Raw genomic sequence first — 13,911 nt, 5'->3', positions numbered from 1 at the left:
TCGGACTAGACCAGGTGGACCTTGACCTCGGACGCCGCCGCATGGCCGTACGCCTTGGTGAAGCGGTCCATGAAGTTGCTGCGCTGCAGCTCGTACTCCTGCGTGCCGACGGTCTCGATGACCAGGGTGGCGAGCATGCAGCCGACCTGCGCCGCGCGCTCGTGGGAGACGCCCCAGGCGAGGCCCGAAAGGAAGCCCGCGCGGAAGGCGTCGCCGACGCCGGTCGGCTCGACCTTCGCCTCTTCCTCGGGGGTGCCGACCTCGATCGGGTCCTGGCCGACGGACTCGATGCGCACGCCGCGCGAGCCGAGGGTCGTCACACGGTGGCCGACCTTCGCGAGGATCTCGGCGTCGGTCCAGCCGGTCTTGGACTCGATGAGCCCCTTCTCGTACTCGTTCGAGAAGAGATACGTGGCGCCGTCGAGGAGCGTACGGATCTCCTCGCCCTCCATGCGCGCGATCTGCTGGGAGAAGTCCGCGGCGAAGGGGATCGCGCGCGTCCGGCACTCCTCGGTGTGGCGCAGCATCGCCTCGGGGTCGTCCGCACCGATGAGGACCAGGTCGAGGCCGCTCACGCGGTCGGCCACGGTCTTCAGTTCGATGAGGCGGGCCTCGCTCATGGCGCCCGTGTAGAACGAACCGATCTGGTTGTGGTCGGCGTCCGTGGTGCACACGAAGCGGGCCGTGTGCAGCGTCTCGGAGATGCGGACCGATGCCGTGTCCACGCCGTGCCGGTCGAGCCAGGCGCGGTACTCGCCGAAGTCGGAGCCCGCGGCGCCGACCAGGATCGGGTCGGAGCCGAGCTGGCCCATGCCGAAGCAGATGTTGGCGGCGACACCTCCCCTGCGTACGTCTAGGGCGTCGACCAGGAAGGAGAGAGAGACCGTGTGCAGCTGATCCGCGACCAGTTGGTCGGCGAAGCGGCCGGGGAAGGTCATCAGGTGGTCGGTGGCGATGGAGCCGGTGACTGCGATACGCACGACGGCATGCTCCTGTGGAGGAGAGGCGAGGGGTTGACACTTCACGCTACCGGGTCGGTACACCCCCACTGAAGAGGCCAAACTACCCGTTAGTAGGTCTTTTTTCGCCGGGTGTGCGATGCGTACGGTGCGGTTATGGCCGTTATCTCGAAGCATGTCGTCCGCGCGCGTCCCGTCGAGCTGCCCACCGAGTCCCTGGAGACGTTGCGCGGCGACTGCGCCCGCATGGCCCCGCACTGGGTGACCCCCGCGTCCGCCGCGACCGCCCCGGTGTCGCCCGCGCTGATCCACGGCGTCAGCGTCCCGCCCGCATCCGCGCGACTGATCGACGGCATGTCCGAGTACGGCGACTGAGACGGCGACCGCGGCAGCGACTGAGGCGGCGACCGCGGCAGCGACTGCGGCGACGCCCCTCGGCGCGCACCGAGGGAACCGCGCGCTCCCCCGCTGCGTCCCACCGCTGTCCCCCGTAAAGGGGACGCGGAATACGAACGAGGCCCACGCACGGGCCTCCAGGGACAGCAGTGCAGTCAAAGGAGCGATGCGGTGAGCACCGAGCGATCCGACCATGACGCGGCCGAGCAGCACCGGCGGCGTTCCCGCCTCGCCGTCGCGTCGGTGGCGGCCACGGTGCTGCTCGTCGGTGGCGGCGGCGCCTACTTCGCCGCGACCGCCTCAGGCGGCAGCGGCGGCAACGGCAGTTCTCCCGTCGGCGACGGTGGTGCGCCACCGCCGCTGGCCCTCGACGGACACACGGACGGCGACCGGCACAAGGGCGGCACCGAAGGCGGCACCGAGGGCATCGCCCCGGGAGAGCCCGACCCGAGCGGCGCCACCTACCGCGCGGAGGGCAAGCTGCCCGGCGGCCCCGAATCGGCGCCCGTGTACCACGCGCGGGGCACCGTGACCGAGGGCCAGGTCGCCGATCTCGCCAAGGCACTTGGCGTCAAGGGGAAGCCCGTCTCAGCGGACGGCGCCTGGAAGATCGGTCCCACCAAGGACGGTTCCGGGCCCTCACTCCAGGTGGGCAAGCAGGCGCCGGGCACCTGGACCTTCTCGCGGTACGCCACCGGCGGCAGCGACAACTGCGCGAAGGGCAAGCGCTGTTCGGAGACGTCCACTGCCCCTGACGGCGCGGGTGACGCGGTCGGCGAGGGCGCGGCGAAGAAGGCGGCGGCACCGGTCCTGAAGGCCGTGGGACAGGACGACGCGAAGCTGGACGCGGGCCAGCTCATGGGCGGCGTACGGGTGGTGAACGCCGATCCGAAGGTGGGCGGGCTCCCGACGTACGGCTGGTCGACCGGCATCCAGGTCGGCTCGGACGGCCAAGTGGTCGGCGGCAGCGGCCAGTTGAAGGCGCCGGAGAAGGGTGCGACGTACCCGGTGATCAGCGCTGCCGAGACGCTGAAGCAGCTCAACGAGTCGGGCGGCGGCGACGACCGCGTCGGTGTCGGCGGCTGCGCCACGGCCATGCCCGATGACGCATCGGGCAAGGAAGGCCGGAAGCAGGCACCGTGCGACCCCTCGTCCGCGCCTCCGAAGCCGCGGCCCGTCACGGTGAAGGGCGCCACGTTCGGACTCGCGACGCACTTCGTGGACGGGCGCCAGACGCTCGTGCCCTCCTGGCTGTTCGACGTGAAGCCGCAGGGCGCGAAGGAGACCTTCACGGTGACGCATCCGGCGGTGGAGCCGAAGTTCATCACCTCGCCGAGCACGCCGCCGTCCGACCCCACGCCCACCTCGAAGCCCACCGGTGAGCCGGGCACGGACACCGGCACGGGCCCGAAGGATCCGACCCTGCACGTCGAGTCCTACCGCGCGGATGGCAAGTCCCTGACGGTGCACTTCTGGGGCGGCGCCTGCAGTAAGTACTCGGCGTCGGCCGACGAGAGCAAGGACAGCGTGCGCGTGAAGGTGACCGAGACCCGCAAGAAGGGCGAGGTCTGCATCATGGTGGCCAAGGAGTTCACGCAGAGCGTGACTCTGGACAAGGCGCTCGGCGACCGCAAGGTCGTGGACGCGGACGGCGGCGGGACGGTGCCGCGCAAGTAGCGCCGTCACACAGACCCGTACACACACGAAGGCGGCCCCCGAAGTCCTCCGGGGGCCGCCTTTCGTGTACGGATCTAGCTGAACGAGTCGCCGCAGGCGCAGGAGCCCGTGGCGTTCGGGTTGTCGATCGTGAAGCCCTGCTTCTCGATGGTGTCGACGAAGTCGATGGAGGCGCCGCCGAGGTAAGGAGCGCTCATCCGGTCGGTGACGACCTTCACGCCGTCGAAGTCCTTGACCACGTCGCCGTCAAGCGAGCGCTCGTCGAAGAACAGCTGGTAGCGAAGGCCCGAGCAGCCGCCGGGCTGAACGGCGACGCGCAGCGCCAGGTCATCGCGGCCCTCCTGCTCAAGAAGGCCCTTGACCTTGCCCGCGGCGGCGTCGGACAGGAGGATGCCGTCGCTCACGGTGGTGGTCTCGTCCGATACGGACATCTGCTTCTCTCCCGGGTTGTACGGAGACTGCTTGCCGACAGTTGCAACCGCCGGGGCCACGGATTCATTCCGGGCCGAGTGCCGTTCTCTCGACTGTCTGTCCCTTCATGCTCGCACATGCCGCCCGATGGGACATCGGTCCGTCGAGGGCGAACGCGTCACATCGACACTATGGCCATCGTCAAACTGACGTGAAGCGGTTATGATAGATAACGTCAATTAGACGAAAAGTCGTCTACAGAGAAGAAAGGGTGCGTGTCTCGTGACCACCGCCCAGTCCCCCGTGGATCTCGACGTCCAGCCGACGCCGCTCGCCCTGCTGCTGCTCGGCCGCGAGGCCGACCCCAGGAGTGAGCGCGGCGTCGAGTGCCCCGGCGATCTGCCGTCGCCCTCCGACCCCGGCCTGGTGGAGCGCGCCCGCGCCGCCAAGGAGAAGCTCGGCGACAAGGTCTTCGTGCTCGGCCACCACTACCAGCGCGACGAGGTCATCCAGTTCGCGGATGTCACCGGCGACTCCTTCAAGCTGGCCAAGGACGCGGCCGCCAGGCCGGAGGCCGAGTACATCGTCTTCTGCGGTGTGCACTTCATGGCCGAGTCCGCGGACATCCTGACCAGCGACGACCAGAAGGTCGTCCTTCCCGACCTGGCCGCCGGCTGCTCGATGGCCGACATGGCCACCGCCGAGCAGGTCGCGGAGTGCTGGGACGTACTGACCGAGGCCGGGGTGGCCGAGCAGGTCGTGCCCGTCTCGTACATGAACTCCTCGGCCGACATCAAGGCCTTCACCGGCAAGCACGGCGGGACGATCTGTACGTCGTCCAACGCCAAGCGGGCCCTGGAGTGGGCCTTCGAGCAGGGCGAGAAGATCCTCTTCCTGCCCGACCAGCACCTCGGCCGCAACACCGCGGTCCGCGACATGGGCCTCACGCTGGAGGACTGCGTCCTCTACAACCCGCACAAGCCGAACGGCGGCCTGACCGTCGAGCAGCTGCGGGACGCGAAGATGATCCTGTGGCGCGGGCACTGCTCGGTGCACGGGCGCTTCTCGCTGGAGTCCGTGGAGGACGTCCGCGCGCGCATTCCCGGCGTCAACGTCCTGGTGCACCCCGAGTGCAAGCACGAGGTCGTGGCCGCGGCGGACTACGTGGGCTCCACGGAGCACATCATCCAGACCCTTGAGGCGGCTCCCGCCGGTTCCAAGTGGGCGATCGGGACCGAGCTGAATCTCGTACGCCGCCTGGCGAATCGTTTCGCCGCGGACGACAAGGAGATCGTCTTCCTCGACAAGACGGTCTGCTTCTGCTCGACCATGAACCGGATCGACCTGCCGCACCTGGTCTGGACGCTGGAGTCCCTCGCCGAGGGCAAGCTGGTCAACCAGATCGAGGTCGACCGCGAGACCGAGCAGTTCGCGAAGCTGGCCCTTGAGCGGATGCTCGCGCTTCCGTAGCTCTGCCCGTTCTCGCCCGTAAGGGGCACCCGCCATTGCGGGTGCCCCTTACGGCGTTCTACGCTCCTTGTCGAAGAAGATCTCCGCCCAGGCGTTCTCGAATCAGGGCCATGCCCTGCTCCGCCTTGAGGGCCGGTTCCAGGCGCACCACCCGACCGTCGTTCGGGTCCTTCTCGCGCTCCAGATGTCCCACGTCGACCGCTCACGGTCACGCCCGGTTCCGCACCCTCTCCCACTCGCCCGCCCCCGGGGGTTCCTCTGTCATGCCCTTGCTCACCGCCGCGCTGTGCGCCGTGGCGCCCTCGCTGGGGTGGCTGGTCGCGCTGCGGTTCGTGGCCGGGTTCAGCGGGGTGGCGGGGGTCGTGATCAGCCGGGCCGTGGTCGCGGACCGGCTGCAGGGGGCCGCCGCGGCACGCCTCTTCGGGGTCACTCGCGGTGGGCGTACGCGGACGGGGCGCCCCTCGTTCTGAGGAGCACCCCGTCCTGGGTGAGGCTGAACGCCTCGGTTAGTGCTTGCCCGGCGTCGGTGCTGCCCGTCGTCAGACCTGCGCGGGCTCCACGTCGGAGGCCTGCTCGGTCCGGCCACCCGCCTTCTCGACCCGCTTCGCCTCGCGCTTCGCGCGGCGACGTTCCTTGCGGAGCTCCACCATCGCGTACAGCGTCGGGACGAGGAGGAGGGTCAGGAGCGTCGACGTGATCAGGCCGCCGATGACCACCACCGCGAGCGGCTGGGCGATGAAGCCGCCCTGGCCCGTGACGCCGAGGGCCATCGGGAGCAGGGCGAAGATGGTCGCCAGGGCCGTCATCAGGATCGGACGGAGGCGGTGACGGCCGCCCTCGACGACCGCCTCGACCACGCCATGGCCCTGCCTGCGGTACTGGTTGATCAGGTCGATCAGGACGATCGCGTTCGTCACCACGATGCCGATCAGCATCAGCATGCCGATCATCGCGGGCACACCCATCGGGGTGTCGGTGGCGATCAGGAGCCCGATCGCACCGGTGGCCGCGAACGGGATCGAGACCAGCAGGATCAGCGGCTGGACGAGCGAGCGGAACGTCGCCACAAGCAGCATGAAGACGATCGCGATCGCCGCGAGCATCGCGAGGCCCAGCGAGGCGAACGCCTCGTCCTGGTCCTCGGAGACGCCGCCGATGGACGCCGTCACACCGTCCGGCAGGTCCAGCGCGTCGAGCTTCTTGGTGAGGTCGGCACTGACCGCGCCCGTGTTCTCACCAGTCGGCTTGGCGGTGATCGTCGCGGCGCGCGCACCGTCGATGCGGGTCATCGAGACGGGTCCGTCGGCCAGCTTGACCGAGGCGATGTCACCGAGCTTCACGGAGCCGAGGTTCAGCTCGCGCAGCTGGGCGAGCGTCTTCGCCGGCCGCGCCGACTTCACCACGACATCGCGCTCGGTGTCGTCCAGGATCGCCTTGCCGCTCTCGGTGCCGCGGACCGCCTGGGCGACGGCCTGGCCGAGGGTGGTGTCGTTGAACCCGGCCGCCGCCGCCCTGGAGTTGGCCTTGACCGAGATGCGCGGGATGCTCTGCGACAGGTCGCTCTGCACGTCGGTGACGTCGTCGATCTTCGCGACCTCGTCGCGCACCTCTTCGGACGCCTTGCGCAGCACGTCACCGTCGGCGGCCTTGACGACCACGCTCAGGTCCTGGCTGCCGAAGCCGTCACCGGCCGAGATGGACGTCTGCCCGATGCCGGAGAGCTTGCCGAGCTCCTCCTCGACCCGGTCCTGCGTCTTGTCGTAGGACGACTTGTCCTTGAGGGTCAGCGTGTACGAGGCCTGGTTGGTGTCCGTGCTGCCGCCGAACGCCGCCATGAAGCCGGAAGAGCCGACCGTGACCTGGTAGTCCTTGATCTCGTCGAGGCCGTCCAGCATCTTCTCGACCTTCTTGGCCGAGGCGTCGGACGCCGCGAGGCTGGTGCCCGGCTTCAACTCCTGCTTGATGGTCAGGACTTCCTGCTCGCCCTGATCGAAGAAGTTGGTCTTCAGGAGCGGTGCCATGCCGAACGTACCCACGAGGATCACGATCGCGATGGCGAGGCTGGTGAAGCGGCGCCGCGTCGCGAACCGCAGGACGGGGACGTAGAAGCGCTGGAGCCTGCTCTTCTCCTCCTTCTCCTCGGCCTTGCGGCGGGCCTCCTCCGGGTCGGCGCCGCGCACGTCCTTCGGGGGACGCAGGAACCAGTACGAGAGGACCGGCACGACGGTCAGCGAGACGAGCAGGGACGCCAGGAGCGCCGCGGTGACCGTCAGCGAGAAGGAGCCGAAGAGCTCGCCCACCATGCCGCCGACCAGGCCGATCGGCAGGAACACCGCGACCGTGGTCAGGGTCGATGACGTGACCGCGCCCGCGACCTCCTTGACCGCGGTGAGGATCGCGGCCTCGCGCTCCTCGCCGTATCCGAGGTGGCGCTTGATGTTCTCAAGGACCACGATCGAGTCGTCGACGACACGGCCGATGGCGATGGTCAGCGCGCCGAGCGTGAGCATGTTGAGGGAGAGGTCCCTCGTCCAGAGCACGACCAGGGCGAGGACGACCGAGAGCGGGATGGAGACCGCGGTGACCAGCGTCGAGCGGATCGACGCCAGGAAGACCAGGATGACCAGGACCGCGAAGACCAGGCCGAGCGCGCCCTCGGTGGTGAGGCCCTCGATGGACTTGGAGACCGCGGGGCCCTGGTCGCTTGCGACCGTCAGGTCCGATCCGGCGCCCAGGTCCTTGCGCAGGTCGGGCAGCTTGTCCTTGACCTCGTCGGAGATGGCGACGGCGCTGCCGTCCTGGTCCATGGTGATCGAGAGGGCGAGGCTGGGCTTGCCGTTCGTGCGCGTGATGGACGTGGCGTCCGACGGCTGCTGCTTGACGTCGGCGACCTCGTCGAGGCGCACCGGCTTGCCCGGCCGCTCCCCCGGCTTGGCCTCGGGGGTGACCATCAGGTTCTGGATCTGCTTCAGCGAGGTGTAGCCGCCGCCGACCTGGACGGTCCGGTTCTTGCCGCCCTCGTCGAAGGAGCCCGCGGGGAGCGTGGCGCCGCCGGCCTGGAGCGCCTGGCCGAGCGCGGCCGGGGTCAGGCCCGCCTTGGCCAGCTTCTTGTCGTCGGGGGTGACGTCGACCTGGAGGTCGCGTACGCCGTCGACGGTGACCTGGGCGACGCCGTCGATGTCCTTCAGGGCGGGGACGACCGTGCGGTCGAGCCGGTCGGAGAGCGCCTGCTGGTCCTTGTCGGAGGTGACGGAGAGGACCACGGTCGGGATGTCGTCCGTGGAGCCCGCGACGACCTGCGGGTCGACGTCGTCGGGGAGCTGGGCCCCGGCGCGGTTCACGGCCTGCTGGACATCGGCGACGAGCTGCTTGGAGCCGCTGCCGTAGTCGAACTGGGCCATGATCACGGCGTTGCCCTCGCTCGCCGTGGAGGTGATGCCGGTGATGCCGTCGACCGCGTCGATCGAGGACTCGAGGGGTTCGACGACCTGCTTTTCGACCACATCGGGGGACGCACCCTGGTACGGGGCGAGGACGGACACCATCGGCAGTTCGATGGAGGGCAGCAGTTGCTGCTTGAGCTGAGGGATCGCGATCGCGCCGAAGACCAGCGCGATGATGGATATCAGCCCGATCAGGGCCCGTTGGGCGAGGCTGAAACGGGACAGCCAGGACATGGTGGTCTCTCTCTGTGGCGTACTGCGCAGGAACGGGCACCGGCTGGCCGGTGCCCCCTACACGATCTGCCATGTCCAGGGCAGGAATCGTCACTCCGAGGACCCGTTCTTATGTGACGCATACTGCGGGCGCAGTACGTCGGGCCCGCGGTCACTCCACCCTTGGACGTACCAGGCCCGATTCGTAGGCAATGACGACGAGTTGTGCCCGATCGCGGGCGCCCAGCTTCGCCATCGCGCGGTTCACGTGGGTCTTCACGGTGAGCGGACTGACCTCCAGGCGCTCGGCGATCTCGTCGTTCGAGTGCCCGCCCGCGACCTGGACGAGGACCTCGCGCTCACGCCCGGTGAGCGCGTCGAGGCGCTCACCGCGCACCCCGCCGTCGTCGTCCGAACCGTCGCCCTGCGCGAGGAACTTGGCGATCAGGCCCTTCGTCGCCGCCGGGGAGAGGAGGGCGTCGCCCGCCGCCGCGATCCGGATCGCGCCGAGCAGCTCGTCCGGCTCCGCGCCCTTGCCGAGGAAGCCGGAGGCACCGGCGCGCAGCGACTGCACCACGTACTCGTCGACCTCGAAGGTCGTCAGCATGACCACCCGTACGTGGGCCAGGGCGGGGTCGGCGCTGATCAGGCGGGTGGCGGCGAGGCCGTCCATGCCGGGCATGCGGATGTCCATCAGGACGACGTCGGCGGCCCTGGTCCGTGCGAGCTCGACGGCCTCCGCGCCGTCCGACGCCTCGGCGACGACCTCCATGTCGGGCTCGGAGTTGACGAGCACCTTGAACGCGCTGCGCAGCAGGGCCTGATCGTCGGCCAGCAGCACCCGGATCGTCACGCGGTCCCTCCCTCTGCCGGGGTGACCGGCTTTGCCGTGACGGGCAGGATCGCATGGACGCGGAATCCGCCGCCGTAGCGGGGTCCCACGGTGCAGCGGCCGCCCACGGCGCTGACGCGCTCCCGCATGCCGATGAGACCGTGCCCGCCGCCGTCGCTCTCCCCGTCCTGCCCGCTCTCCTCGCCCTTGTCGCCCGTCCCGTCGTCCAGGACGGTGACCTCGACGTTCGGTCCCACGCGGATGATGCTGACCTCCGCCTCGGCGCCCGTCCCCGCGTGCTTCTGCACGTTCGTGAGGGCCTCCTGGATGATGCGGTAGGCGGCCAGGTCGACTCCGGCGGGCAGGTTCCTGGCCGCGTCGCCGCTGGTCACCTCCACCGGGAGGCCCGCGTGGCGGAAGGTCTCGACGAGGTCGTCCAGGCGGGCCAGGCCGGGTGCGGGTTCGGTGGGCGCCTCGGGGTCGCCCGTCTGCCGCAACAGGCCGACGGTGGCGCGCAGTTCGTTGAGGGCGGAGCGGCTGGCGTCCCGTACGTGGGCCAGGGCTTCCTTGGCCTGGTCGGGCCGCTTGTCCATGACGTGCGCCGCGACCCCGGCCTGCACATTGACGAGGGCGATGTGGTGGGCCACCACGTCGTGCAGATCACGGGCGATGCGCAGCCGCTCCTCGGCGACGCGGCGCCTTGCCTCCTCCTCGCGGGTGCGTTCGGCGCGTTCGGCGCGCTCGCGTATCGCGTCGACGAAGGCGCGGCGGCTGCGGACGGCGTCACCGGCGGCCGCGGCCATGCCGGTCCAGGCGAAGATGCCGAGGTTCTCCTGGGCGTACCAGGGCAGCGGGCCCGCAAGCATCGCGACTCCGGTGAGCCCGGTCATGGTGATCAGGCCGACGCGCCAGGTGGTGGGGCGGTTGGTGCGGGCCGCGACGGTGAAGAGCGCGATGACCGCGCTCATGACGACGCCGCCGCGGAACTCGCCGGTGACCAGGTCGACGACGGTGAAGCCACAGGTCGCGGCGAGCACGACCCAGGGGGCGCGGCGGCGGAGGACCAGCGCGGTGGCGCCGAGCACCATCAGGACCAGGCTGAGCGCGCTCGGGGTGCGGGTGCCCCAACTGGGGCCGCCGTCATGACCGTACGGCTCGACGAAGGAGCCGATGACCATGCATACGAGGACGGCCGCCGCGAGGGCGGCGTCCACAGCCAGGGGGTGCGCCTTGGCCCAGCATCGGCCTCGCACGAGAGTGCTCACGCCTTGAACGGTACGGGGCCCTGCGGGCGGCTGGGACCGGGTCTGGCCGCTCGGCCCAGCTTGTCGGCGGCGCTGGCCCCTGCCCGGCCTGGCCCGGCCTGTTGGTGGCGGGCGCCGTCCGTGTGCCTTCCGTGCGCCCGGGGGTGGGGTTTCCCTGCGCGGGCGGCTGCGGGTCGCTGCGGGCGGCTGCGGGTCGCTGCGGGCGGCTGCGGGTCGCTGCGGGGATCCTGGCCCACCGCTTCGCGGCGGAGTTTTCCCGCCCACCCGCCCGATTGCCCCGCGTCGGATCCCGCACCGAACCCCAGGTCCCGGGTAATCGGGCGGGCGGGTGGGCGGGCGGGTGGGAGACATCCGGCGCGAAGCGCCGGGACGATCGACCGCGCGGACGGAACTCAGCCGAGACCCGGGCAGCCGCGCAGACGGGACTCAGCCGAGACCCGGGCAGGCAGGCCCCCGGTCAGAACTAGCCCGGGATCAGGCCGTCGTCGCTCAGCATTTCGCGGACCTCGTCCAGCGTCGCGTCCGGCCCGGGGAGAATCAGCTCTGAGGGTTCAAGCGCGTCGTCGGGCAACGGCGTGCCCAGCTCACGGACCTTGTCCAGCAACGCGCCGAGGGTCCGGCGAAAGCCGGACTCGTCGCCGCTCTCCATCTCGGCGAGCAGCTCGTCGTCCAGCTTGTTCAGTTCGGTGAAGTGGCTGTCGGCCAGCTTCACCTGCCCCTCCCCCATGATCCGTACGATCATGTCGCCCTCCTCGGACGTGAGCGGTGACTACTGCTTGTCGAAGCGCGGGGTGTCCTGCGGCTCCTTGGCCTGGGGCTGTCCCTGGCCCGGCTCGATGGCCTGCTTCGGCGTCGAGCCGCCCGCGAGCTCGGCCTTCATCCGCTGCAGTTCCAGCTCTACATCAGTACCACCGGAGAGGCGATCCAGCTCGGACTGGATGTCGTCCTTGGCGAGCCCGGAGGAGTCGTCGAGAGCACCGGAGGCCAGGAGCTCGTCGATCGCGCCCGCCCGCGCCTGGAGCTGCGCGGTCTTGTCCTCGGCACGCTGGATCGCCATGCCGACGTCGCCCATCTCCTCGGAGATGCCGGAGAAGGCCTCGCCGATCCGGGTCTGCGCCTGGGCCGCGGTGTACGTGGCCTTGATCGTTTCCTTCTTCGTACGGAAGGCGTCGACCTTGGCCTGGAGGCGCTGCGCCGCAAGGGTGAGCTTCTCCTCCTCGCCCTGGAGCGTCTGGTGCTGCGTCTCCAGGTCGGTCACCTGCTGCTGAAGCGCCGCACGGCGCGAGAGCGCCTCACGTGCCAGGTCCTCACGGCCGAGGGCGAGGGCCTTGCGGCCCTGGTCCTCAAGGGTGGTGGACTGCTTCTGAAGCTGGTTCAACTGCAGCTCGAGGCGCTTGCGCGAGGTCGCCACGTCGGCGACACCGCGGCGCACCTTCTGCAGCAGCTCAAGCTGTTTCTGGTACGAGTAATCGAGGGTTTCGCGCGGGTCCTCGGCCCGGTCAAGGGCTTTGTTCGCCTTCGCGCGGAAGATCATCCCCATACGCTTCATGACACCGCTCATGGGCTTCGCGCGCCCCCTTCTGACGGACTTCCAGCTCCAGGTACTGCCAGAACCCACAGTACGGGCCCTGCATCCATTACCGCACTGTTCGCGGGCGGATGCGCTCATCCCCAAGGACGACTGCGCCCGGCCCAGCTCCGGCGTAGGGAGTAGGTGCACCCCCGGGAACCGCCGGAAAACCGCTTGTAAACCACACGGAACGTCCCTTTAGACACACAATCAAGACGCTCGGTGTTGCCGGATCGTTCCCCATCGGGCGGGGGTCCACACGTTCGCACCCCGTACCCTTGGGTTTTGTGTTCCGTAGCCGATCCAAGGACGAGAAGGCCCCGGCGAGCAAGGCCCCGGTGACCGACTCCCAGCAGCCCCGTGACCCCGAGGCCCCCAAGGGCCGCCCCACGCCCAAGCGCAGTGAGGCCCAGACCCAGCGCCGCAGCGTGGCCAACACGCCTGTGACGCGCAAGGAGGCGGCGAAGCGGCAGCGCAGTGAACGCCGCGTCCAGATGGACAAGCAGCGTCAGGCGCTCGCCAGCGGTGACGAGCGCTATCTGCCGGCCCGCGACAAGGGTCCGGTGCGCAAGTTCGCCCGCGACTTCGTCGACTCGCGGTTCTGCATCGCGGAGTTCTTCCTGCCGCTCGCCGTGATCATCCTCGTACTGAGCATGGTCCGGGTCCCGCAGCTGCAGAACATCGCGCTGCTGCTCTGGCTCTTCGTGATCGTCCTGATCATCGTGGACTCGGTGACGACGGCGGTCCGCCTGAAGAAGCGCCTGAACGAGCGCTTCCCGAGCCAGAACAAGAAGGGCGCCGTCGCCTACGCCCTGATGCGTACGCTCCAGATGCGCCGACTGCGACTGCCGAAGCCGCAGGTCAAGCGCGGAGAGCGGCCCTGAGCGGTTTCGCCGGCGGGGCCGCCGCCTGGCTGGAGATACTGGGCGGCCTTCGCAATGCCGTACGCCAGGAGCTGGTGACCCGGCAGCTCGACGAGCAGATAGCCGGGCGCTTCCCCGTGGGACAGCGGCTGCGCGTGCTCGATGTGGGCATGGGCCAGGGCACGCAGGCGCTGCGGCTCGCCCGCGCCGGGCACAAGGTGACGGGCGTCGAGCAGGACTCGTCGATGGTGGCGGCGGCGCGTGCCGCGCTCGGTGCCGAGCCCGAGGGCATCCAGGGGCGCGTGCGCATCGTCGAGGGCGACGGGCGCGACACCGGGGTGCATTTCCTGCCGGGCAGCTTCGACGTCGTGCTGTGCCACGGTGTGCTGATGTATGTCGAGGAGCCGGACGCGCTGCTCGCGGGCCTCGCCCGGATGCTGGCTCCCGGCGGGCTGCTCTCCCTCCTCGTGCGGAACGCGGACGCGCTGGCCATGCGGCCGGGGCTCGCCGGGGACTGGGCGGGGGCGATGGGTGCCTTCGACTCCACCGTGTACCGCAATCGGCTCGGTATCGAGGCGCGGGCGGATCGGCTCGACGCGGTGACCGCGTCGCTTGCTGGGATCGCCGCGCCGCTGCACGCCTGGTACGGCGTGCGGGTCTTCACCGATGGGGCGCCGGACCACGCGGTTCCGCCCCAGGACGCGGAGTTGGCGGCGCTGCTCGCGGCGGAGGAGCGGGCCGGGCGGACCGATCCCTATCGGCGGGTCGCCGCGTTGCTGCATATCTGTGGGGTACGGAACTGAACCGCCGCT

13 protein-coding genes are annotated in these 13,911 nt (G+C 69.9%); 6 read left to right on the top strand and 7 right to left on the bottom strand.

All coding sequences use genetic code 11. The annotated features are described in order from the left end of the window. Window positions 1–5 precede the first annotated feature (5 nt). On the bottom strand, window positions 6–980 hold the full coding sequence (locus ACFVXC_RS27065; RefSeq protein ID WP_389909801.1) for a carbohydrate kinase family protein: 975 nt from the start codon (window positions 978–980) through the stop codon (window positions 6–8). Between the two features lie 135 nt (window positions 981–1,115). On the opposite strand from ACFVXC_RS27065, the gene ACFVXC_RS27060 reads away from it, so the two are divergent. Both ACFVXC_RS27060 and ACFVXC_RS27055 read left to right on the top strand, forming a co-directional pair. Further along, entirely contained in the window at window positions 1,116–1,334 is a 219-nt protein-coding gene (locus ACFVXC_RS27060; RefSeq protein ID WP_389909798.1) for a hypothetical protein, read from the top strand. Between the two features lie 192 nt (window positions 1,335–1,526). Continuing rightward, window positions 1,527–3,032 (top strand): hypothetical protein, encoded by a 1,506-nt coding sequence (locus ACFVXC_RS27055; RefSeq protein ID WP_389909796.1) that lies wholly within the window; start codon window positions 1,527–1,529, stop codon window positions 3,030–3,032. Between the two features lie 74 nt (window positions 3,033–3,106). Here the strand turns inward: ACFVXC_RS27055 and ACFVXC_RS27050 are convergent, their stop codons facing one another. Then, entirely contained in the window at window positions 3,107–3,463 is a 357-nt protein-coding gene (locus ACFVXC_RS27050) for an iron-sulfur cluster assembly accessory protein (protein WP_249590357.1), read from the bottom strand. Between the two features lie 262 nt (window positions 3,464–3,725). On the opposite strand from ACFVXC_RS27050, the gene nadA reads away from it, so the two are divergent. Together nadA and ACFVXC_RS27040 are read left to right on the top strand one after the other, a co-directional pair. After that, window positions 3,726–4,913, top strand: a complete 1,188-nt coding sequence (gene nadA, locus ACFVXC_RS27045) for a quinolinate synthase NadA (protein ID WP_389909793.1) — start codon at window positions 3,726–3,728, stop codon at window positions 4,911–4,913. 263 nt (window positions 4,914–5,176) lie between these two features. Then, complete coding sequence (locus tag ACFVXC_RS27040; RefSeq protein WP_389909790.1) at window positions 5,177–5,383, top strand: hypothetical protein; 207 nt, start codon at window positions 5,177–5,179, stop codon at window positions 5,381–5,383. Window positions 5,384–5,452: 69 nt separating this feature from the next. On the opposite strand, the gene ACFVXC_RS27035 is transcribed toward ACFVXC_RS27040, so the two are convergent. The 5 genes from ACFVXC_RS27035 to ACFVXC_RS27015 form a co-directional block, all read right to left on the bottom strand. Then, complete coding sequence (locus tag ACFVXC_RS27035; protein WP_389909788.1) at window positions 5,453–8,590, bottom strand: efflux RND transporter permease subunit; 3,138 nt, start codon at window positions 8,588–8,590, stop codon at window positions 5,453–5,455. Window positions 8,591–8,741: 151 nt separating this feature from the next. Next, window positions 8,742–9,422: a response regulator gene (locus ACFVXC_RS27030; RefSeq protein ID WP_389909785.1), complete on the bottom strand. Its 681-nt coding sequence runs from the start codon at window positions 9,420–9,422 to the stop codon at window positions 8,742–8,744. Then, window positions 9,419–10,666, bottom strand: coding sequence for a sensor histidine kinase (locus ACFVXC_RS27025; protein WP_389909782.1), 1,248 nt, complete (start codon window positions 10,664–10,666; stop codon window positions 9,419–9,421). Before ACFVXC_RS27025 ends, ACFVXC_RS27030 begins: the two co-directional genes overlap by 4 nt. Before the next feature lie 463 nt (window positions 10,667–11,129). Continuing rightward, the gene (locus ACFVXC_RS27020; protein ID WP_389909779.1) at window positions 11,130–11,408 is read right to left on the bottom strand and encodes a hypothetical protein; all 279 of its coding nucleotides are present in this window, start codon (window positions 11,406–11,408) and stop codon (window positions 11,130–11,132) included. A gap of 27 nt (window positions 11,409–11,435) precedes the next feature. Next, on the bottom strand, window positions 11,436–12,227 hold the full coding sequence (locus tag ACFVXC_RS27015; protein ID WP_389909776.1) for a PspA/IM30 family protein: 792 nt from the start codon (window positions 12,225–12,227) through the stop codon (window positions 11,436–11,438). Window positions 12,228–12,445: 218 nt separating this feature from the next. On the opposite strand from ACFVXC_RS27015, the gene ACFVXC_RS27010 reads away from it, so the two are divergent. Together ACFVXC_RS27010 and ACFVXC_RS27005 are read left to right on the top strand one after the other, a co-directional pair. Next, complete coding sequence (locus ACFVXC_RS27010; RefSeq protein WP_389910041.1) at window positions 12,446–13,120, top strand: DUF3043 domain-containing protein; 675 nt, start codon at window positions 12,446–12,448, stop codon at window positions 13,118–13,120. Between the two features lie 74 nt (window positions 13,121–13,194). Further along, window positions 13,195–13,902, top strand: coding sequence for a class I SAM-dependent methyltransferase (locus tag ACFVXC_RS27005; protein WP_389909774.1), 708 nt, complete (start codon window positions 13,195–13,197; stop codon window positions 13,900–13,902). Window positions 13,903–13,911 lie beyond the last annotated feature (9 nt).

The organism is Streptomyces sp. NPDC058257 (genome assembly GCF_042881845.1).
GTDB lineage: Bacteria > Actinomycetota > Actinomycetes > Streptomycetales > Streptomycetaceae > Streptomyces.
The sequence above is the reverse complement of the archived record's forward strand: the minus strand, read 5'-3'. Positions and strand labels throughout refer to the sequence as shown.